Here is a 19934-nt window from a genome sequence, read left to right as displayed (position 1 = left end):
CCTTCCCGCAAGGTAAATGACAACCTATTGAAAATCTCCCCAGGTCCGTAAAACGTAGCCCGACTAGGGACAATGCCCGACGTTGCAACTCCGTTACACAAACGTAAGCGCATGAACGCTTAAGGTGTTGTTAACCTAGAGGGGTAGTCCACTGCGGGCACTCAGCGATACCGTTGCGAGCCCACAGCCGGACACTTGCCATTGCTGGCAAGTTAGAACGCATTAAACGAAAGGACATTTTCATGACTAACCACAACATCACCCCGGATCCAAAGGACCCTCGCAACCTCGACAAGGATGCGGTCACCAACGCTGACGTTACCCGTGTCGAGAAGGTCACCACCCCCGAGACCACGACCCCCACCGCTGGCTCCACCGCCGTGTCCTCCAACGAGGGTGGCGGCTGGTGGAAGTGGCTGCTGGGCCTTCTCGCACTGCTGCTCATCGGTTGGCTGCTGTGGTCCCTGTTCTCCAACAACGACGATGAAGCCGCCACCACCGGCGAAACCTCCACCTCCGTTGTTGCAACCGAGACCGAGAACGTCACCGAGACCGAGGTTGTCGGCGGCACTGAGTCCGAGCCGGCTAACGCCGTCGAGAGCGCCACCGAGGGCGCCGGCAACGCCGCTGAAAACGCTGGTGACGCCGCCGAGAGCGCTGCCCAGAACGCCGGTGACGCCGTTGAGAGCGCCGTTCCCACCAACTAGTAGCTAGCTCGGCCACACTCGGCCGTCGAGTTCCACCCCGCCCCCTGCTCTCGCAGGATGTGGGGTTTTTCTCGTTTACTTGCGGGTGGCGAATGCATTGGGGCGTCATAGGTCCGCGTTTCGGTCTTTGGGGTAGCAGAGTCAAAACGTGGAAGTGCCCTCTATCAGGCAGGTCGCTCCTAGACTCCGCATTGCGGACTCTGCGGACTCCGCCGGGGTAGTGTCAAAACGTCGAAATGCTCTCTACCGGGCAGGCCACACCTGGACTCCGCATTGCGGACTCCGCCACGGCAGAATGACCACTCCGCATTGCAGACTCTGCGGACTCCGCTTTCCGACGATCGCATCACCCAAATCAATTCCGCATTGCGGACTCCGCGCACCGCGCTTCCCGACGATCACATCACCCAAACCAAATCCGCATTGCGGACTCCGCCACAGCAAAGTGAAACTGGATCCAAGTTGGGCACGCCAGTGTGAACCGGGAGTGCTCCCCACCTCCGGCCTTGGGACAAACCTATCCACGACAAAACCCGCCGCCCGGGGAGGGCGACGGGTCCGTATAACTAACTTTTACTGAGCGGTGTCCGTGAGCGGGTTCTTGACCCAGCTCATCATGTCGCGCAGCTCGGCACCGGTCTTCTCGATCGGGTGCTGGGAGATCTTGCCGCGCAGGCCCTCGAGCTCAGTGTTGCCGTTCTCGACGTTGGCGACGAGGCGGCGGGTGAACTCGCCGGACTGGATGTCCTTGAGCACGTCGCGCATGCGCTCCTTCGAGCCCTCATCGACGACGCGCGGGCCGGACAGGTAGCCACCGAACTCAGCGGTATCGGACACCGAGTAGTTCATGTTGGCGATGCCGCCTTCGTAGATGAGGTCGACGATGAGCTTGATCTCGTGCAGGCACTCGAAGTATGCCATCTCGGGCTCGTAGCCGGCCTCGGTGAGCACGTCGAAGCCGTTCATGATGAGCTGCTCGAGACCGCCGCAGAGAACAGCCTGCTCACCGAAGAGGTCGGTGACGGTCTCCGCTTCGAAGGTGGTCGGGATGACGCCGGCGCGGGCACCGCCGATTGCTGCGGCGTAGGACAGGGCGAGTGCCTGGCCGTTGCCGGACGGGTCCTGCTCGACGGCGATCAGAGCGGGAACACCCTTGCCGTCGGCGAAGGTGCGGCGGACCAGGTGGCCCGGGCCCTTCGGTGCGACCATGGCGACGGTGATGTTGTCGGCGGGCTCGATGAGCTTGAAGTGGATGTTCAGGCCGTGGCCGAAGAAGAGGGCGTCTCCGTCGTTAAGGTTTGGCTCGATGTCGTTTGTGAAGATCTCAGCCTGGGAGGTGTCCGGGGCGAGAAGCATGATCACGTCAGCCCACTTCGCGGCCTCAGCGTTGGACTTGACCTCGAAGCCAGCCTCCTTCGCCTTCTCGGCGGACTTGGAGCCTTCGCGCAGGCCGATGACGACCTCCACACCGGACTCGCGGAGGTTCTGAGCGTGGGCGTGCCCCTGCGAGCCGTAGCCGATCACGGCGACCTTCTTGCCCTGGATGAGGGAGAGGTCGGCGTCCTTGTCGTAGAAGACTTCGATTGCCATGGAGGAAACCACGTACCTTTCTTAGTATGTGAGACGGTTGTTTCAAATTATGCCACAGTGGGCGTGGGCTTCGTCGGTAGACCGTGCTACTTCGAGGTGCCCATTGCCTTCGGGCCGCGGTTGAGCGCGACCTGCCCCGAGCTGACCAGCTCGCGGATCCCGAAGGTCTCCATCACGTCCAGGAACGCGCGCAGCTTCGACGGCGTACCCGTCGCTTCAATAACGACGGACTCCGGGGCGACGTCGACGACGCGGGCGCGGAAGATGTTTGCCGCATCGACAACCTGCGGACGGTTCGAGTTGTCGGCGTTGACTTTCACCAGAAGGAGGGATCGCGCGATGGTGTTGGCGTCGTCAAGCCGCGTGACCTTGAGCACCTGGATGAGCTTGTTCAGCTGCTTGGTGATCTGCTCGATGTGGTACTCGCTGGCGTCAACGACAATGGTGAGCCTGTTTACGCCCTCGGTCTCCGTGTTGGCGGACACGAGAGAGACGAGGCTGTAGCCACGGCGCGTGAACAAGGCGGTGACGCGGGTGATGATGCCGTCGAGGTCAAGGACGAGGACGGAGAGGATATGGCGGTTTGTCTCTTCTTTGTTCATGTCAGTTTCCCTTCTCGGTCTCGATCTCAACGACATCGTCGATGTCCTCAGGCGCCTCGCCCGCGGACTCCTCGAGGTCGAAGAACGGGCGGATGTTCATCGCGTACTGGATATCGGAGTTGGACGAGCCCGCCGAAATCATCGGCCACACCTGCGCATCCTCGCCAACGATGAACTCGATGACAACGGGGCGGTCGTTGATCTCGCGCGCACGCTTAATTGCCGGGAGGACCTCCTCCTCGGTGGTCACGCGGATCGCTTCCGCGCCCAGGGCTTCGGAAAGCTTGACAAAATCCGGGACGTACACATCCCCGCCGAGCTTGGTGTGCGAGTAGTGGCCGCCGTAGAACAGCGTCTGCCACTGGCGAACCATGCCCAGGTTGCCGTTGTTGATCAGGGCGACCTTGAACGGGAAGCCCTCCATCGCCGCGGTGGTGATCTCCTGGTTGGTCATCTGGAAGCAACCGTCGCCGTCGATCGCCCAAACTTCCTTGTCCGGAGCACCGGCCTTGGCTCCCATGGCAGCGGGGATTGCGTAGCCCATAGTGCCCAACCCACCCGAGTTCAGCCACGTGCGGGGCTTTTCAAAGTCGATGAACTGCGCCGCCCACATTTGGTGCTGGCCGACGCCCGCAACGTAAATGGCGTCGGGGCCGACCTCGGCAGACAGGGTCTCAATGACGTACTGCGGCGACAGCGACCCATCCGACTGCGGGTCGTAGCCACGGGGGAAGCGCTCCTTGAGGCCGTTGAGGCGCTCAATCCAAGCGCCGATCTTCGGCGTGGTGGCCTTGCCGTCCTTGAACGCGTCGGTCAGCTGCGACAAAACACGCTTCGCGTCGCCGACGATCGGCACGTCGACCTGGCGGATCTTGCCCACCTCGGCGGGGTCGATGTCCGCGTGGATTGTCTTAGCCTCAGGCGCGAAGGTGTCGGTGTCGCCGGTGACGCGGTCGTCGAAACGCGTGCCGATTGCGATGAGCAGGTCGGCCTCCTGCAGGGCCCCGACCGCGGGAACGGAACCGTGCATGCCCGGCATTCCCATGTACAGCGGGTGGGACTGCGGGAAGACGCCGAGCGCCATCAGGGTGGTCACCACGGGAACACCGGTCTCGTTGGCGAACGCGAGCAGTTCCTCGTGCGCCTCCGCCTTCAACACGCCGCCGCCGATGTAGAGCACGGGGCGCTCGGCCTGAGCGATCATGCGCGCGGCCTGGCCGATCTGGCGGGAGTGCGGCTTGGTGTTCGGCTTGTAACCCGGCAGATCCATAACCGGCGGCCAGGTGAACTCGAACTCCTCGTTTTGGACGTCCTTCGGAATGTCCACCAGCACCGGACCAGGCCGGCCCGTCGAGGCGATGTGGTGTGCTTCGGCGATCGCCGCCGGGATATCTTCGGCGCTGCGCACCATCACGTTGTGCTTCGTAATCGGCATGGTGATGCCGCGGATGTCCGCCTCCTGGAAGGCGTCGGTGCCGATCAGCGGCGAGCCGACCTGGCCGGTGATGGCGAGGACTGGAACGGAGTCGAGGTAGGCGTCGGCAATCGCGGTAATGAGGTTGGTCGCACCGGGCCCGGAGGTGGCGATGCACACACCGACCTTGCCCGAGGCCTGCGCATAGCCGGTCGCGGCGTGGCCTGCGCCCTGCTCGTGGCGCACGAGGACGTGGCGCAGCTTCTCGGCGGCAAACAGGGACTCGTACAACGGTAGGACGGCACCGCCCGGCAGGCCGAATACGATGTCGGTGCCCAGCGCTTCCAGGCTGCGGACGACAGCGTCCGCTCCGGTCATGCGCTCAGGCGAGACCTCTTCGGGTTTGCGGGCCTTGGGTGAGGGCTTTTTGGAAGCTGCCACGGGAGATAGCTCCTTGTGTGTTTTTAAACGGGTGGAGGGGGGTTGAAGCAAAGAGAGACCAAAAAACGAATGCCCTCGGTCCAGCACTTCAGGTGCTGTCGAGGGCGCTTGTTGAGGGACTGAGCAGAAGATCAGACCGCTACGGCAAGCGCCGCACCGGCAATAATTACTACTAGTCCCGAATTGATCATGCCCACATCATACACAGCGCCGCCGTTTTCAATACTCAACAGGTGCTCGTTAGGCGCTACTGTATGAAGGCACTATGCTATTCGCCTACATCGTCGAAGAAGCGTGGCGCTGGGTCGCCAACACCGGAATCAACCTCGCACTGCTGATTATTCTCGCGATGCTCGTGCCCCGCGCGGGCCGCTTCGCCAACCGTGTCGCTGAACGACGCGCCAACGCGCTGTCGGACTCGGATGAGTCGAAGAGCCAGCTGGCCATCGCCGGTGTGGGCATCTATATCGCGCAGGCGATCGCGTTCTTCCTCATCCTCGTCTTTTTCCTGCAGGAGGTCGGCTTCTCGCTCGCCGGCGCGGCGATTCCGGCGACAGTGGTCTCGGCCGCGATCGGTTTCGGCGCACAGAACATCATCGCCGACTTCCTCGCGGGGTTTTTCATCCTGACGGAAAAACAGTACGGCGTGGGCGACTTCGTCACCTTTGAAGGCAACGGGATCGAGGTCTCCGGCGACGTCATCCAGATCACGATGCGCGCGACCCAGATCCGCACGATGGAGCAATCGACGATCAGCATCCCCAACTCGACCGCGCGCATCTGCATCAACCAATCCAACTACTGGGCCTCCGCGGTGGTCGTCATCCCGGTCCCGCTGCTCGGCTCGACCAGCGCCGACGAGGCCGTCGCGCGCTCGGAATCGGCCGCCCGCCGCGCGCTGAACAGGGCAGATATTCGCCCCAAGCTTCTCGACGACCTCACGGTGCACCCCGCCGTGGACGTCAACCCCCCGGCCACCGTGGGTATGCCGTGGACGTTGGACATGCGCTTCATCGTCCGCGTCGAACCGTTGTCGCAGTGGATGGTCGAGCGCGCGATCCGCCTGTCGGTCCTCAACGAGTTCTGGGAGGAGTACGGCTCAGCCACCACCATCGAGGGCACTCGCCTCGACCACGTCGTGGACCACACCGAGCACTTCAACGGTGTTGACCGCTACCCACCCACCGAGTACATGCCCCCGGTCAGCCCGCTGAGCACCCAGCGCAGCGACCACGACGACCTCACCCCCGCCGATCCCGACGCGGACCCGGCGACCGACGTACTCGCCGATCAGGAAAAGGCCATGCCCCGCATGGCATTCGGCGGAGCATTACGCTTGTCGACGGCCCTGCTCATCGGCGCCTTCATCATCCTGCTCATTATCCGCGGCCTCACGCTCGACCCTGACGGCGAGGGCGCCGGCAGCGGCTGGCTCGCACCGCCGCCGGAAACCCCCACCTCCGAGACCGAGGTGCCGGTCGAGACCTCTGAGACCCGGGCGCCCGCCCCCGCGCAAACCCAGACGCAGACACGGCCGCCGGCGCCCAGCACCACCGCGCCGACGGCGCCCCAGACTTCGACTCCCACGCCCGCACAACCCAGCGCTCAGGGCGAGCCCACGCAGCCGCCGGCGCCGAACGCGTCGGAGGGGGCGTCGATAAGCGAAGCTCCCCCTGCCGAGGCCGCAAACCCACTTGGCTAGCATGTAGCCATGACTGATTCGCCCCAGGTTTTCCGCCCCTCCCGAGAACACGTGCTCGCCATCGCGCTGATGACGGGCATCGCGCTGATCGGGATTGCCTGGGCCCCGCTGATTCTCGGCTGGCTGCTGATCATTCCGGCTGCGTACCTCGTCTGGGTCTTTGGATCCGCGACGAAGGTGGACGGCTCGGGCATCTCGGTGAAGTACCCGGTGCGCCCCAACGCCTCGATCGCGTGGGAGGACCTATCCGGTATCGCGTTCAAGGGCGCCAGGGCGCTGGCCACCACCACTAGCGGCAGGGAATATCCGATGCCCGGTGTAACGTTTAACTCTATACCCGAGCTTGCTCTGGCTTCCGGGGGTCGCATCCAGGATGTCATTACCGCCTCCGCGGAGGCCGCCGATGGCAAGTACGAGGTCATCGACCGCGAAGGCCACAAGGTACTTCTCAGCCGCGAGGAGTATGACGAGTACCTGCGCGATCACCCGACCACACCGGGCCCCCGGCCCGACACCACCACCAAGGAGTAAAAAGCTGTGATCCCCTTACGCTCACGAGTTACCACTGTCGGCCGCCAGGCCGCCGGAGCACGCGCGCTGTGGCGCGCGACCGGCACCGGAGAGAAGGAATTCGGCAAGCCGATCGTAGCCATCGTCAACTCCTACACCCAGTTCGTGCCCGGCCACGTCCACCTGAAAAACGTCGGCGACATCGTGGCCGAGGCGGTCCGCGCGGCGGGTGGCGTGCCCAAGGAATTCAACACCATCGCCGTTGACGACGGCATTGCGATGGGGCACTCCGGCATGCTGTATTCCCTGCCTTCGCGCGAGATCATCTCCGACTCCGTCGAGTACATGATCAACGCCCACACCGTCGACGCGATGGTGTGCATCTCCAACTGCGACAAGATCACCCCCGGCATGCTCAACGCCGCGATGCGCTTAAACATCCCGGCCGTTTTCGTCTCCGGCGGGCCGATGGAGGCCGGCAAGGCGTTCTCGGTCGGCGGCGTGACCAAGCCGAAGTCTGACCTGATCGACGCGATCTCGCTGTCCGCCAACGACGCCGTCTCCGACTCCGAGCTCGAGTCGATCGCCAACGCGGCCTGTCCGACCTGTGGTTCGTGCTCCGGCATGTTCACCGCGAACTCGATGAACTGCCTCACCGAGGCCCTCGGTTTGTCTCTGCCGGGCAACGGCACCACGCTGGCGACGCACACGGCACGCCGCGCCCTGTTTGAAAAGGCCGGTCAGACGATTGTGGAGCTGTGCAACCGCTACTACGGCGAGGGTGACGAATCCGTCCTGCCGCGCTCCATCGCTTCCGTCGACGCGTTCCGCAACGCCATGGCGCTGGATATGGCTATGGGCGGATCGACGAACACCATTTTGCACGTCCTCGCCGCCGCCCAAGAGGGCGAGGTGAACTTCGACCTGCACGACATCGACGAGCTCTCCCACAAGATCCCGTGCCTGTCCAAGGTCGCTCCGAACGGCGAAGCCCACGTGGAGGACGTCCACCGCGCCGGCGGCATCCCCGCGATCCTCGGCGAGCTCGACCGGGGCGGTTTGTTGAACAAGAACGTCCACACCGTCGCCTACCCGTCTTTGGATGAGTGGCTGGCGGACTGGGACATCCGCGCCGAGTCTCCGCTCCCCGAGGCCGTCGAGCTCTACCACGCAGCCCCCGGTGGCAAGCGCACGACGGAGGCGTTCTCGCAGTCGGCGCGCTGGGAGTCGCTGGACACGGATGCCGCCAACGGTGTCATCCACGACGTCGACCACAGCTTCACCTCCGACGGCGGCCTCGTTGTCCTGCGCGGCAACATCGCCCCCGACGGCGCGATTCTGAAGACCGCGGGCGTCGAGGAGGGACTGTGGGAGTTCAGCGGCCCCGCCCGCGTTCTCGACTCACAGGAGCAGGCTGTCTCCGTCATCCTCAACCGCGAGGTTCAGGAGGGCGAGGTCATCGTCATCCGCTACGAGGGCCCCGCGGGTGGTCCGGGCATGCAGGAGATGCTGCACCCGACCTCGTTCCTCAAGGGAGCGGGCCTGGGGACGAAGTGCGCCCTGATCACGGACGGCCGCTTCTCCGGCGGCACCTCCGGACTCTCCATCGGGCACATCTCGCCCGAAGCCGCGCACGGCGGCCTGATCGGCCTGGTCGAAGACGGTGACACCATCAGTATCTCGGTGTCCAACCGCGAGATCCGCCTGGACGTGGACGAGGAGGTCCTCGCAGAGCGCCGCTCGAAGATGGAGGCCTCCGATCGCCCCTGGACGCCGAACCGCACCCGCGAGGTGACCAAGGCGCTGCGCGCTTACGCGAAGATGGCAACCTCCGCCGATAAGGGCGCTGTCCGACAGGTGGACTAGGCTGGCCCGGGTGAAAACCCACCTGCTCACTTTTGTCACGGTCCTCGCCGCGGTGATCGGCACTGCGGCGACGGTCATCCTGATGCTGGCGACCGATTTTCCGGTCGACGTAATCATCTACCGCGAGGGGGCGCGCGCCTTCCTTGAGGGCAGGCCGGTGTACTCGGAGCCGATGTACGCCGCCGACGTGGCGCTGCCGTTTATCTACCCGCCGTTCGGCGCGCTAGTTCTCACCCCGCTGGCGATGGCCAGCTGGCTTTCCGACGATGCCCTGGGCAACGTCGTCATCGCCCTTTCAGCGGCCGCTCTACTGGCGTGTCTGTTCTTCGTGCTGCGCATCGTAACCCGCGCTCGCCTGCAGACGCGCCAGCTCGTCGCGCTGGTTGCCGCGGCCTGGGCGTTCGGTGTGTCCATCGAGCCGATGCGACTGAACGCGACGTACGCCCAGATCAACGTGGTCATCATGACCCTGGTGGTACTGGACATGGTGCCGCGCAAGCGCTGGCTGCCGCAGGGCTCGCTGATCGGCATTGCCGCGGCCATCAAGATCACCCCGCTTGCGATGCTGCTGTATTTCCTGCTGCGCCGCGATGTGCGAGCCATCGTTGTCGCCGGGTTATCCGGGCTGATCGCCACCGCAGTCGCCGCGGTGGTGCGCTGGGACGCGACACGCGAGTTTTTCGGGGTGACGCTGCTGAACATGGGCACGACCTCGGAGTTCGGGGTCGATACCACGTATCAGTCCAACAGCTCGCTCAAGGGCATGGTGATGCGCTTCTACCCCAGCGGCGAGTCGCTGGCCGCGCACGGGTTGTCGTCGAACCTGATCTGGGCGGCGTTGAGTGTGGCCACAGTTGTGCTCGGCGGCTGGCTGATGGTCGCTCTGATCCGCCGCGGTATGCTTGTCGACGCCGCTTTGGCCAACGCCGTGATCATGCTGTTGATTTCGCCCGTGTCGTGGTCGCACCACTGGGTGTGGCTGGCGCTGATTCTACCTGTCGCGTGGTGGCGGTGCGCCACCGTGTTGAACTGGCCCGTGTTCTTTACCGCCGTGGTGGCGGTGTTCACGGCCACCGTCGTCGCGGTGCCGCCGAAGTGGTGGTTCGGCGACGCGATCGAGGTGCACGAGCTTGCCCTGTGGGCGAAGATCCTGGTTTCCGACTACGTCTGGCTGGGTATCGCACTTTTGGTCGCGTGGGCGTCGGCGCTGCGCGGCATTCCGGTGTTAGGCGATCGGGTTGATGCCGGTGCCGAACCACCACATCAGCGCCGCGGCGGCGATGCCGAGCACGGCGAAGATCCAGGACGAGGCCAGCGGGCGACGCGCCCAGCCACGTCCTGAGTCCACGGCGTAGAAGCCGGGGCCAGTGAACTGGTGGGCCAGGGCGATGCCGAGCAGGATCATAGTGAGCCACACTTCTGCTCCCCAGCCTATGGGGTTGAACCCCGTGCCGGCACTGGCCGCGGTGTGGGCGGCCATGAATCCGGTCACGGCGATGGCGACCATCGCGGCGACCGGGCTGAGCAGGCCGAGGACGATAAACACGCCCGCGGCGAGCTCGAGGGTGGGAACGACGACGGCGAGCACGTTGCCGTAGGTGTACGCGCCGAACTGCGCTTCCAGCCCGGCGATGCCCTCGGCAGCGCCGAGTTGGAAGAAGGTTTGGATCGCGTGGAACACGAGGTATCCGCCGAGCACGAACCGGAGGATCAGCAGTCCGAGATCGATGGTGCCACGACGCGCGTCGACCGCCGTGGTGACGGGTTCCTCTGCATAGACAGGCTCGATGTAGGCGGGCTCCGCGACGGGCGCGACAAGAGGCGCGGGGTCCGGGTCGATCGACTGCGTCGGCTGGCTAAGTGAGGTGGGGAACACCTCGGTGGGCGCTGCCTTGCCGCTGCGCTGGTAGACGTCTCCCGTGTCGGTGGGTCGGATCCGCGAGGTGGCCCCGCCTTCGTCGTAGGTGGGGACGTCTTCGAAGCCGTTGAAGTCGTCAGGTGTGACATCTTGGTAGTTGTTGTTCGTCATAGGTTAAAAACCTATGCCAGGTGGCGCGGTTCGCGCCGGAGCGGAACCGGCGCGCCCCCACGAAGTTTTGTTGATTAATCACTATTTTTCGGGGACACTGGGGTTATGGATAAGTCACAGTGGAAAAACGCACCCCAGAATGCCGCGACCGACGGCGCCTACGAGCGCGACACGACCTACATCGAGGACCGCATTGTTGCGGACGTCGATAAGCAGCATGCAGGTAAGGGTGAGCTCTGGCCTGTTGAAGCAGGCCGCTACCGCCTCATGGCCGCGCGCGCATGCCCCTGGGCACACCGCACGATCATCACACGCCGCCTCCTCGGGCTCGAGGACGCCATCTCGCTTGGACTAGCCGGGCCGACCCACGACGCGGACTCGTGGGTCTTCGACGTCGACCCCGACGAAAAAGACCCGGCCACCGGTCTGCACAAACTAAAGGATGCCTACACCAACCGCTTCCCCGACTACCCCAAGGGCATCACCGTGCCCGCCATCGTGGAGGTTGGCACCAACAAGGTGGTCACCAACTGGTTCAGGCAGATTCCCGTTGATTTCAACAACGAATGGACCGAGTTCCACCGTGAAGGCGCGCCCGACCTCTACCCGGAGGCGCTGCGCGAGGAGATCGACCAGGTTGCCGACAGGGTGTACAAGTACGTCAACAACGGCGTCTACCGCTGCGGTTTCGCGGGCACGCAAGAAGCGTACGAAGAGGCCTACCACGAGCTGTGGGAGAACCTGGACTGGCTTGAAGAGCGCCTCGGCCAGCAACGCTACCTTGTAGGCAACCAGATCACCCTGGCTGATATCTACCTCTACCCCACCCTCGTGCGTTTCGATCCCGTCTACTACGGCCACTTCAAGGCATCCCGCACCAAGATCGCAGAGATGCCCAACCTGCGCGGCTACCTCCAGGAACTGTTCCAGCTTCCCGGCTTCGGCGATACCACCGACTTCACCGAGATCAAGCAGCACTACTATATCACGCACGCCGAGGTAAACCCCACGGGCGTGGTTCCGCTCGGCCCCGAGCTCGACTGGCTGGCTGAGCAACACGACCGAAACCGCTTCAGTGGCTCCCCCTATGCCGAGGGGTCATCGAACCCCGCCCGGTGCGCGCCGGCGAAGAAGTGAAAAACCCGCAGCCCTTCCAGCAGTAGCGAGACTGAAGCGGACCTGCGGTCGGGTTTTGCTAGCCTGTACGGGTTGTAATGTGCCCCTTTTAATTCATAAAGCAGGTTAGGAAACTCCATGAATAGAGCAGTCAAGGTCGCTCTCGCATTCGTCGGCCTCCTCGTCGGCGCGGGATTCGCGTCCGGACAAGAAACCATCCAGTACTTCCTCGCGTTCGGTTACTGGGGAATCGTCGGCACGATCGTCGCGGGCTTGGTCATCGTGCTCGTCGGCTCCACTCTGTTCCAGCTCGGATCGTACTTCCTGGCCGACGACCACAATGCCGTGTTCAAGTCGGTCTCCCACCCGGCAGTGGCGCGATTCATGGATATTTCGACGATGATCACGCTGTTCGCCATCGGTTTTGTCATGGTCGCGGGCGCAGGTTCCAACCTTGAGCAGCAGTTCGGCCTGCCCACGTGGGTCGGCGCGGCAATCATGACCGTTGCGCTCCTCGCCTCCGGGTTCCTCGACATCGACCGGCTGACCAACGTGATCTCCTCGATCACGCCGTTTCTCATTGTGGCTGTACTCGGTGCGCTGGTTGTGACCATCCTCAACATGCCCGACAACTTCTCCGCCATCAATGAGCTGGCGATGCAAAATGAGCCCGCGTCGGGCGTGGGCAACAACTGGCTGCTCTCCGCATTGAACTACGCGGCAATGTGCACCATCGTCGCGGTGTCGATGATCCTGGTCATCGCGGGTTCGCAGCTCAACCCGCGCGAGGCCGGCATCGGCGGGCTGCTCGGCGGCATCATCTTCTCCTCGCTTCTGGTGATCTTGGCGTTCATCATCTTCGCTAACATGGAGCACGTTTTCGGCGCGGACCTGCCACTGCTGATGGTATTCGACAACATGCACCCCGCCGTCGGCGTGGTCGTTGCACTCGTCATTTATCTGATGATCTACAACACCGCCGTCGGCATGTTCTACGCCATGGCACGGCGGCTGTCGGCTACAAACCACAGCCGCTTCCGCCCGATCTACTTCACCGTGGTTCTCATCGGTTTCGCGCTGTCATTTATCGGCTTCGCCGACCTGCTCGGCTGGGTCTACCCCATCCTGGGCTACCTCGGCATGGTGCTCATCGCGGTGATGGTCTTCGCGTGGTTCAAAGACCGCACGCTGATCAAGAACGAGACCTTGCGCCGCCAGCGCCTCGCCGCCTTGGCCGAGACGGCCCTCGAACCGACCGAGCGCGATCTCACGGACAGCCAGCGCACCGAGGTGGAGGAGCTGGCCGCGCAGTCCAACGTCGAGGAGACCACCTTGTGGCAGTCGGTGCAGGAAGAAGTCGCCGCGGCCCTCGATTCCGACCCGGAGAGCGAGTTCTCGTTGGAGGAAACGCCCGCCCTTGACCCGAACTCCAAGGAATACGCTGGCGCGCCCGAGCCGGCCGGCGACACCCCCATCGACTGGGAGGCCTACGACGAGGTGTACAAGACCGGCAGCTTCCCGGCGGTGCGCCCGGCCGATAAGGCCGGGCCGGGCGACTAGCCCAGCTTCTGGGAGATCAGTCGGTTGACCTGGCCCGGGTCAGCCTTGCCCTGGGTCGCCTTCATCACGGCACCCACAATCGCGCCGGTGACCTTCGTGTTGCCGGCGCGGTATTTTTCAACAATGTCGGGGTTGGCAGCCAGCGCGTCGTCAACGGCCTTCTCGATCGCGGAATCATCTCGCACAACCTCGAGGCCCCGCTTCTCGACGACCTCATCAACGCTGCCCTCGCCCGCAATGACGCCGTCGATGGCCTGGCGCGCGAGCTTCGTGGTCAGCTTGCCTTCCTTCACCAGCGCAACGACGCGGGCAACGTCGGCCGGGCTCACGCCGATCGCGTCGAGGTCCTTGCCCTGCTCGTTTGCCTTGGCCATGATGTAGGACACCCACCACGCCCGGGCCTCGTCGGGGGTCGTTCCCGCCTCGACGGTATCGGCGACCAGGTCCAGCGCGCCGGCGTTGACGAGGTCGCGGAACTCCTTCTCCGGCAGCTGCCACTCCTCCTGGATGCGGGCGCGGCGCACCCACGGCAGCTCCGGCAACGTCGCGCGGATCTCTTCGACCCACTCCGGCTTGGCGATCACGGGAGGCAGGTCGGGATCATTGAAGTATCGGTAGTCGGATGCTTCTTCCTTCGGGCGGCCCTTCGAGGTGGAGCCGTCCTTCTCCTGGTAGTGGCGCGTTTCCTGGACGATCTCCCCGCCGTCGTCCAGCACCTGGGCCTGGCGCTGCATCTCGAAGCGCACTGCCTGCTCGACGGACTTCAGCGAGTTGATGTTCTTCGTCTCGGTGCGGGTGCCGAACTTCTCCTGGCCGATGGGCCGCAGCGACACGTTGGCGTCGCAACGCATGGAGCCCTGGTCCATGCGTGCGTCGGAGACGCCGAGAGCCTTGACCAGCTCGCGCAGCGCCGAAACGTAAGCCCTGGCCACCTCGGGGGCGCGCTCGCCGGCGCCGATGATCGGCTTGGTCACGATCTCGATAAGCGGGATGCCCGCGCGGTTGCAGTCGACCAGCGAGGCGGTCGCCCCGGTAATGCGGCCCGAGGCGGAACCGAGGTGTGTGAGCTTGCCGGTGTCCTCCTCCATGTGCGCGCGCTCGATCTCCACGCGCCACTCGGTGCCGTCGTCAAGCAGCACGTCGAGGTAACCGTCGTACGCGATCGGCTCGTCGTACTGCGAGATCTGGTAGTTCTTCGGCTGATCCGGGTAGAAGTAATTCTTCCGCGCGAACCGCGAGCTTTCAGCGATCTGGCAGTTCAGCGCCAGTCCGATCTTGATGGCCCACTCCACACCCTTGGCGTTGACGACAGGCAGTGCGCCCGGCAGACCCAGCGAGACCGGGTCGATATTGCTATTCGGCGCCGCCCCGAAATGCGCGGACGAGGTGGAGAACATTTTCGTCTCCGTCGCCAGCTCGACGTGCACCTCCAAACCCATCACGGGGTCGTACTTCTCCAGGACGTCGTCAAAATCCATCAGGTCGTAGGCAGTCATGGGTGACAGTCTAGTTCGCCGCGCTCAGCCCCACCGCAATGGTTGCCGTAGGGTGCAGCCGCGCTTCCAACCCGCACTTCACGGTCGGCCACTCGTAATCCAGGATGGAGTAGATGCACGAGTCGCGCACGGTGCCGTTGTTCATTATGCGGTGGCGCCGCAGCGTTCCTTCGAGCGTGGCGCCGAGCTTTTCCAACGAGCGCCTCGACTGCATGTTCATGGAGTGGCAGCGAAACTCCGCGCGCATAAAGCCCAGTTCTTCGAAAACCCGGGTGAGAACAAGCAGCTTGACCGCGGGATTGACCGCGCCGCCTTGGGCATCCGGCGAGATCCATGTGTAGCCGAGTTCGCAGTGCCGGTTGCGTTCGTCGATGTTGTAGATGCACGTCACGCCGATCGCTCGGCCGTCGCGGAGAATCGCCCACGGCACGTAGTTGTCGCTCGCGGTGAGAAACTCGATCTGCTCATCGACGCCGTCCGGCGCAGGCACGTGATCGACGTACCACGTCGTGCCCAAATCCCCGACGGCGCGGCGCAGGTCCGCGGAGTGTGCGGGACTAAGTGCTTCCAAGCTGACGAAACGGTTGTGCATGGACACCGCCTCGTGCGGGTTCGGCTTCGACGTCATGCTGAGAGTCTACGCGCGGCGCGCTCGTCCGCCCGCCGGGCGATGAGCACGACGACGGCGCCGGACAGGTTGTGCCAGACGGAAAACACCGCCCCGGGCAGCGCCGCCAGCGGGCTGAGGTAGGTTGCCGCCAGGGTGGCGGCCAGCCCGGAGTTTTGCATCCCCACCTCGATGGCCATCGTGCGGCTGACGGGCTCTGGTTGGCGGGTGAGCTTGCCCGTGAGATAGCCCAGGGCGTAGCCGAGCACGTTGTGTATGACGACAGCGCCCAGCACGATCAGGCCCGCCTCGACGATCTTGTCGCGGGAGCCGAAGACCACGATCGCCACAATCGTCGAAATTGCAACGACGGAGATCCACGGCAGCACCGGCAGGATCGCCTCCACCACCTTCGGAGCCACCGTCCGCAGCACCAAGCCCAGAACGACGGGCACGAACACCATCTTCAGAATGGACAGCGCCATCGATGTGGCGCTGACCGGCATGTACTGCCCCGCCAGCCACAGGGTCAGCACCGGGGTGATCAGCGGGGCCAGCAGCGTCGACACCGAGGTCATGGTGACGGACAGGGCGACGTCGCCACGCGCAAGATAGCTAACGACGTTCGATGAGGTGCCGCCGGGCGCACAGCCGACCAGAATCACGCCCGCCGCGATCTCCTTCGGCAGGCCGAGCAGGAAGGTCACAGCCACCGCGAGCGCGGGCATGATGACGAACTGCGCGATTACGCCGATCAGCACGGGCAAGGGGCGGCGCGCGACGAGGGCGAAGTCAACCGGGCGCAGGGTCAGGCCCATGCCGAACATGACGATGCCGAGCAGCCAGGTTGTCCACCCAGAGATCGGCTCGATCACCGCCGGGGCGAAGTAGCCGAGCGCGCCGCCCGCGATGACGAGCAGCGGGAAGCCGAGCGCAGCGATGTAGGCGGAGCGATCGGTGCGGAGATCCTGTGAGCTGTCCATGACATGGGATGCTAGTCCCAACAGCTGGAACTACCCAAACATGGTCTGGGCCGTACGGTAGCGGCCCTCCGGCACCTGCTTCAGGTGCGCCACCGCGCTCTCCAGCGGCACCAGCTCAATGTTCTCGCCGTGTAGCGCGACGCACGTGTCGAACCTGCCTTCGTGGGCCGCGCGCGCGGCGTTGACCCCGTAACGGGTGGCCAGCACGCGGTCGTAGGCGGTGGGCGTGCCGCCGCGCTGGATGTGGCCGAGGACGGTGGTGCGAACGTCGTATCCCAGACGCGACTTGATCTCGTCGGCGATGATCTGGCCCATGCCGTTGAACGTCTTGTGGCCGAATTCGTCCTCCTCGCCCAGGCCCGCGTCCATCGTGCCCTCCTTCGGCACGGCGCCCTCGGCGACGACGATGATGCCGTACTTCTCCCCCATTTGGAAGCGGCGCTCCATCGCCTTGCAGATCTCCGCGATGTCGAAGGGCTGCTCCGGGATCACGGTGTAGTGCGCCCCGCCCGCCATGCCGGCGTGCAGCGCGATCCACCCGACGTGGCGGCCCATCACCTCGACGATGAGGATGCGGTTGTGCGATTCCGCCGTGGTGTGCAGGCGGTCGATCGCGTCGGTGGCGACAGAGACGGCGGTATCGAAGCCGAAGGTGTAATCGGTGGCGGCGACGTCGTTGTCAATGGTCTTGGGCACACCGACGACTGGGATGCCGTTGTCGGAGAGCCACTTCGCGCCCTTGAGAGTGCCTTCCCCGCCGATGGCGATGAGCGCGTCGATGCCGGCGTCGTCGAGATTGCGCTTGATCGTGTCCAGACCCGCCTTGAACTTGTCCGGGTGGAGGCGGCCGGTGCCCAGGATCGTGCCGCCGCGCAGCAGGATGGAGTCGATGAACGCGTCGTCGTAGAGGTCCATCCTGCGGTCCTCGATGAGGCCTACCCATCCGTCCAAGTACCCGACCACGGTGGAGCCGTACTGTGAGCTGGCGGTGCGCACAATTCCGCGGATCACCGCGTTGAGTCCCGGGCAGTCTCCACCTGATGTGAGTGTGGCAAGTCGCATGGTGTACACCCTAGCGGGTTTTGGCGATCACGTCCCTGCGCAGGAATGCTGTACTGACAAGCCCCAACAGCATCGCCACAACAGGCAGCACAATCGCGCTCGCCGCGGTGGAGGAAACTTCGCCGCCGGCGAGCACCGCCCCGACGAGCGCCACGCCCAGCACTGAACCGACCTGGCGAACCGTGTTGTACAACCCGGAAGCCGCGCCGGCGGCGTGATCGGGCACGAACCGCATCGTCGTCGTCGCGTTCGGCGCCCACACGAACGCGCTGCCCACCCCGAGCAGCGATGTCACCACGGCAAACAGCAACGGCGGCGCGGCCAGATGGATCACCCACCACGCGAGCCCTAAGCCCGCGACCATAAAACCGAACCCTACCGCCGAGAGCATGCGCGGGCTGACCCGGTCGCTGAGCTCGCCCGCGACCGGTGTCAGCGCCATCGCGAGAAGCGACATCGGCGCGGTGAGCAGCCCCGCGCTTGCCGACGCCACCCCGGCCACACCCTGCAGCCAGTACATGATCGGGATGAACATCGAGGCCACCGCAAAACCCATCATGGAAATGCCGAACGTGCCCGCCGCGAAGTTACCGTCCGAAAACAGACGCACCGGCACCAACGCGTCTTCTCCCTCGCGTGCCTGAATGCCCAAGAACACCGCGAGTACAGCTGCGCCAAAAAGCGCCGGGGCCCAGGCGAGAAACTGGATGCCGTAGACGAGTGCGCCGAGCCCGACGAGGGACAAGGCGGTGGAGAGGGCGTCGATACGCGCGGGCGAGACCGGCAACTGGGGCAGAAACTTGATCGCGAGGGCGAGGCCGAGCAGCGCGATTGCGGCCTGTGCGGCGAACGCGGCGCGCCAACCGGCGCCGAGGAGGACTCCGCCGAGCAGTGGCCCCAGCAGCGAGCCGACGGAGCCGACCACTCCCCAGGCGGCGAACACCCTGCCGCGGCGGTCGTTGGGCACGAACCTGTTGATCATGGCGAAAGCCTGCGGCAGAAATGCGGCGCAGCCGAGTCCCTGGAGTGCGCGCGCCACAACGAGCGAGGCCAAAGACCACGACGCGGCGGCCAACACAAGCGCGCAGAGGTACAACGCGATGCCGGCGATGAAGACGCGACGCTGCCCGAAGCTGTCGCCGAGGCGGCCCGCAACCAGCATGGGCACCACCGTGCAGATCAGGTAAACGCTGGTCAGCCACACCGCCGCGCCGACACCGAAGGGCAGATGCGGGGTGAGCACGGGAGTGAGCCCCTGATCGACCATGATCAGGAAGTAGCCCGTGGCAAGCGCCGCGAGCGCTGAGACCGGTGCGCTAGCGGCGTCCGGCTTCAAAGGCTGCACCGACGCGATACATCTTGTCGTCCTCGAAGGCCGGGGCGATGATCTGCAGGCCGACGGGCAGGTTCGTATCCGCGGCGGTGCCCGCGGGCACGGACATGCCGGGCAGGCCGGCGAGGTTGAGCGGCAGCGTGAACAGGTCGAAGTTGTACATCGCGAGCGGGTCGTCAACTTTGTCACCGAGCTTGAACGCCGTGGTGGGCACGGAAGGACCGGCGATGACATCGACGCTTTCGAAGGCGCGGGTGAAGTCGCGCGCGATGAGGGTGCGCACGCGCTGCGCCTGCAGGTAGTAGGCGTCGTAGTAGCCAACGGACAAAGCGTAGGTGCCCAGGATGATGCGACGCTTGACCTCGTCGCCGAAGCCCTCGCCGCGGGTCAGGGCCATGACCTCCTCGGCCGAGCGCGAGCCGTCGTCGCCGCGGCGCTGGCCGTAGCGCATGCCGTCGAAGCGCGCGAGGTTCGACGACACCTCTGAGGTCTGGATGAGGTAGTAGGCGCCCATGACGTTGTCGAAGTTCGGGCAGTCGACCTCGACGATCTCGGCACCCTGGTTCTCAAGCTGGGCGAACGCGGCGTCGATGACCTCGTTGACGCCGTCCTGGGTGCCGGGGCGGGCGAACTGCTTGACGCGGCCGATTCTGACCCCGCGCAGATCGCCGGAAGCTCCTTCGCGCGCCGCGGCGACCACGGGCGGGACGGCGCTGTCGACGGAGGTGGCGTCGAACTCGTCGTGGCCGGCGATGATCTCGTGGAGCAGAGCCGTGTCAAGCACGTTGTTCGCGCAGGGGCCGACCTGGTCGAGCGAGGAGGCGTTGGCGATCACGCCGTAGCGCGACACCCCGCCGTAGGTCGGCTTCGCGCCGACGGTGCCGGTCAGGGACGCGGGCTGGCGGATCGACCCGCC

The 19934-nt window shown here is 64.8% G+C and carries 16 protein-coding genes and 1 pseudogene; 7 read left to right on the top strand and 10 right to left on the bottom strand.

The window, feature by feature from the left end:
- Positions 1-242 precede the first annotated feature (242 nt).
- Positions 243-707 carry a hypothetical protein gene (locus tag HMPREF0298_RS08975; RefSeq protein ID WP_006840856.1) on the top strand — a complete coding sequence of 155 codons (465 nt, stop codon included), beginning with the start codon at positions 243-245 and terminating at the stop codon, positions 705-707.
- Positions 708-1280: 573 nt separating this feature from the next.
- On the opposite strand, the gene ilvC is transcribed toward HMPREF0298_RS08975, so the two are convergent.
- From ilvC to HMPREF0298_RS08960, 3 genes are all read right to left on the bottom strand, one after another.
- Positions 1281-2297, bottom strand: coding sequence for a ketol-acid reductoisomerase (ilvC, locus tag HMPREF0298_RS08970; RefSeq protein ID WP_006840855.1), 1017 nt, complete (start codon positions 2295-2297; stop codon positions 1281-1283).
- An 86-nt stretch (positions 2298-2383) separates the two neighbouring features.
- Entirely contained in the window at positions 2384-2899 is a 516-nt protein-coding gene (gene ilvN, locus HMPREF0298_RS08965) for an acetolactate synthase small subunit (RefSeq protein ID WP_006840854.1), read from the bottom strand.
- A gap of 1 nt (position 2900) precedes the next feature.
- On the bottom strand, positions 2901-4805 hold the full coding sequence (locus tag HMPREF0298_RS08960) for an acetolactate synthase large subunit (RefSeq protein ID WP_083789555.1): 1905 nt from the start codon (positions 4803-4805) through the stop codon (positions 2901-2903).
- 214 nt (positions 4806-5019) lie between these two features.
- Between HMPREF0298_RS08960 and HMPREF0298_RS08955 the strand changes: the two genes are divergently transcribed.
- Genes HMPREF0298_RS08955 through HMPREF0298_RS08940 form a run of 4 tightly spaced genes read left to right on the top strand, consistent with a single transcriptional unit; the run spans position 5020 to position 10174 of the window.
- Positions 5020-6456, top strand: coding sequence for a mechanosensitive ion channel family protein (locus HMPREF0298_RS08955; RefSeq protein ID WP_006840852.1), 1437 nt, complete (start codon positions 5020-5022; stop codon positions 6454-6456).
- A gap of 9 nt (positions 6457-6465) precedes the next feature.
- Positions 6466-6987 carry a PH domain-containing protein gene (locus HMPREF0298_RS08950; protein WP_006840851.1) on the top strand — a complete coding sequence of 174 codons (522 nt, stop codon included), beginning with the start codon at positions 6466-6468 and terminating at the stop codon, positions 6985-6987.
- A gap of 6 nt (positions 6988-6993) precedes the next feature.
- Positions 6994-8832 (top strand): dihydroxy-acid dehydratase, encoded by a 1839-nt coding sequence (gene ilvD, locus HMPREF0298_RS08945; RefSeq protein WP_006840850.1) that lies wholly within the window; start codon positions 6994-6996, stop codon positions 8830-8832.
- A gap of 10 nt (positions 8833-8842) precedes the next feature.
- Complete coding sequence (locus HMPREF0298_RS08940) at positions 8843-10174, top strand: glycosyltransferase family 87 protein (RefSeq protein WP_006840849.1); 1332 nt, start codon at positions 8843-8845, stop codon at positions 10172-10174.
- Here the strand turns inward: HMPREF0298_RS08940 and HMPREF0298_RS11880 are convergent.
- Entirely contained in the window at positions 10058-10861 is an 804-nt protein-coding gene (locus HMPREF0298_RS11880) for a DoxX family protein (protein ID WP_006840848.1), read from the bottom strand. The two genes, HMPREF0298_RS08940 and HMPREF0298_RS11880, sit on opposite strands and share 117 nt — an antisense overlap.
- A 105-nt stretch (positions 10862-10966) precedes the next feature.
- On the opposite strand from HMPREF0298_RS11880, the pseudogene HMPREF0298_RS08930 reads away from it, so the two are divergent.
- Positions 10967-12024, top strand: a pseudogene (locus tag HMPREF0298_RS08930) (glutathione S-transferase family protein).
- Positions 12025-12115: 91 nt separating this feature from the next.
- Positions 12116-13537, top strand: a complete 1422-nt coding sequence (locus HMPREF0298_RS08925) for a YkvI family membrane protein (RefSeq protein WP_006840846.1) — start codon at positions 12116-12118, stop codon at positions 13535-13537.
- On the opposite strand, the gene gatB is transcribed toward HMPREF0298_RS08925, so the two are convergent.
- The 6 genes from gatB to HMPREF0298_RS08895 form a co-directional block, all read right to left on the bottom strand.
- The gene (gatB, locus tag HMPREF0298_RS08920; RefSeq protein WP_006840845.1) at positions 13534-15033 is read right to left on the bottom strand and encodes an Asp-tRNA(Asn)/Glu-tRNA(Gln) amidotransferase subunit GatB; all 1500 of its coding nucleotides are present in this window, start codon (positions 15031-15033) and stop codon (positions 13534-13536) included. The two genes, HMPREF0298_RS08925 and gatB, sit on opposite strands and share 4 nt — an antisense overlap.
- A 10-nt stretch (positions 15034-15043) precedes the next feature.
- Positions 15044-15661 carry a GNAT family N-acetyltransferase gene (locus HMPREF0298_RS08915; protein WP_006840844.1) on the bottom strand — a complete coding sequence of 206 codons (618 nt, stop codon included), beginning with the start codon at positions 15659-15661 and terminating at the stop codon, positions 15044-15046.
- Positions 15658-16623 carry a bile acid:sodium symporter family protein gene (locus tag HMPREF0298_RS08910; RefSeq protein WP_006840843.1) on the bottom strand — a complete coding sequence of 322 codons (966 nt, stop codon included), beginning with the start codon at positions 16621-16623 and terminating at the stop codon, positions 15658-15660. Before HMPREF0298_RS08910 ends, HMPREF0298_RS08915 begins: the two co-directional genes overlap by 4 nt.
- Positions 16624-16653: 30 nt before the next feature.
- Positions 16654-17685 (bottom strand): 6-phosphofructokinase, encoded by a 1032-nt coding sequence (locus HMPREF0298_RS08905; protein WP_040423055.1) that lies wholly within the window; start codon positions 17683-17685, stop codon positions 16654-16656.
- A gap of 10 nt (positions 17686-17695) precedes the next feature.
- Positions 17696-19030 (bottom strand): MFS transporter, encoded by a 1335-nt coding sequence (locus HMPREF0298_RS08900; RefSeq protein ID WP_245527480.1) that lies wholly within the window; start codon positions 19028-19030, stop codon positions 17696-17698.
- A partial coding sequence (locus HMPREF0298_RS08895) for an amidase family protein (RefSeq protein ID WP_006840840.1) occupies positions 19002-19934 on the bottom strand: 933 nt, incomplete at its 5' end. The genes HMPREF0298_RS08895 and HMPREF0298_RS08900, both read right to left, overlap by 29 nt.

Source organism: Corynebacterium lipophiloflavum DSM 44291, assembly GCF_000159635.1.
Taxonomy (GTDB): Bacteria; Actinomycetota; Actinomycetes; order Mycobacteriales; family Mycobacteriaceae; genus Corynebacterium; species Corynebacterium lipophiloflavum.
This window is presented reverse-complemented; position numbering and strand designations above follow the sequence as displayed.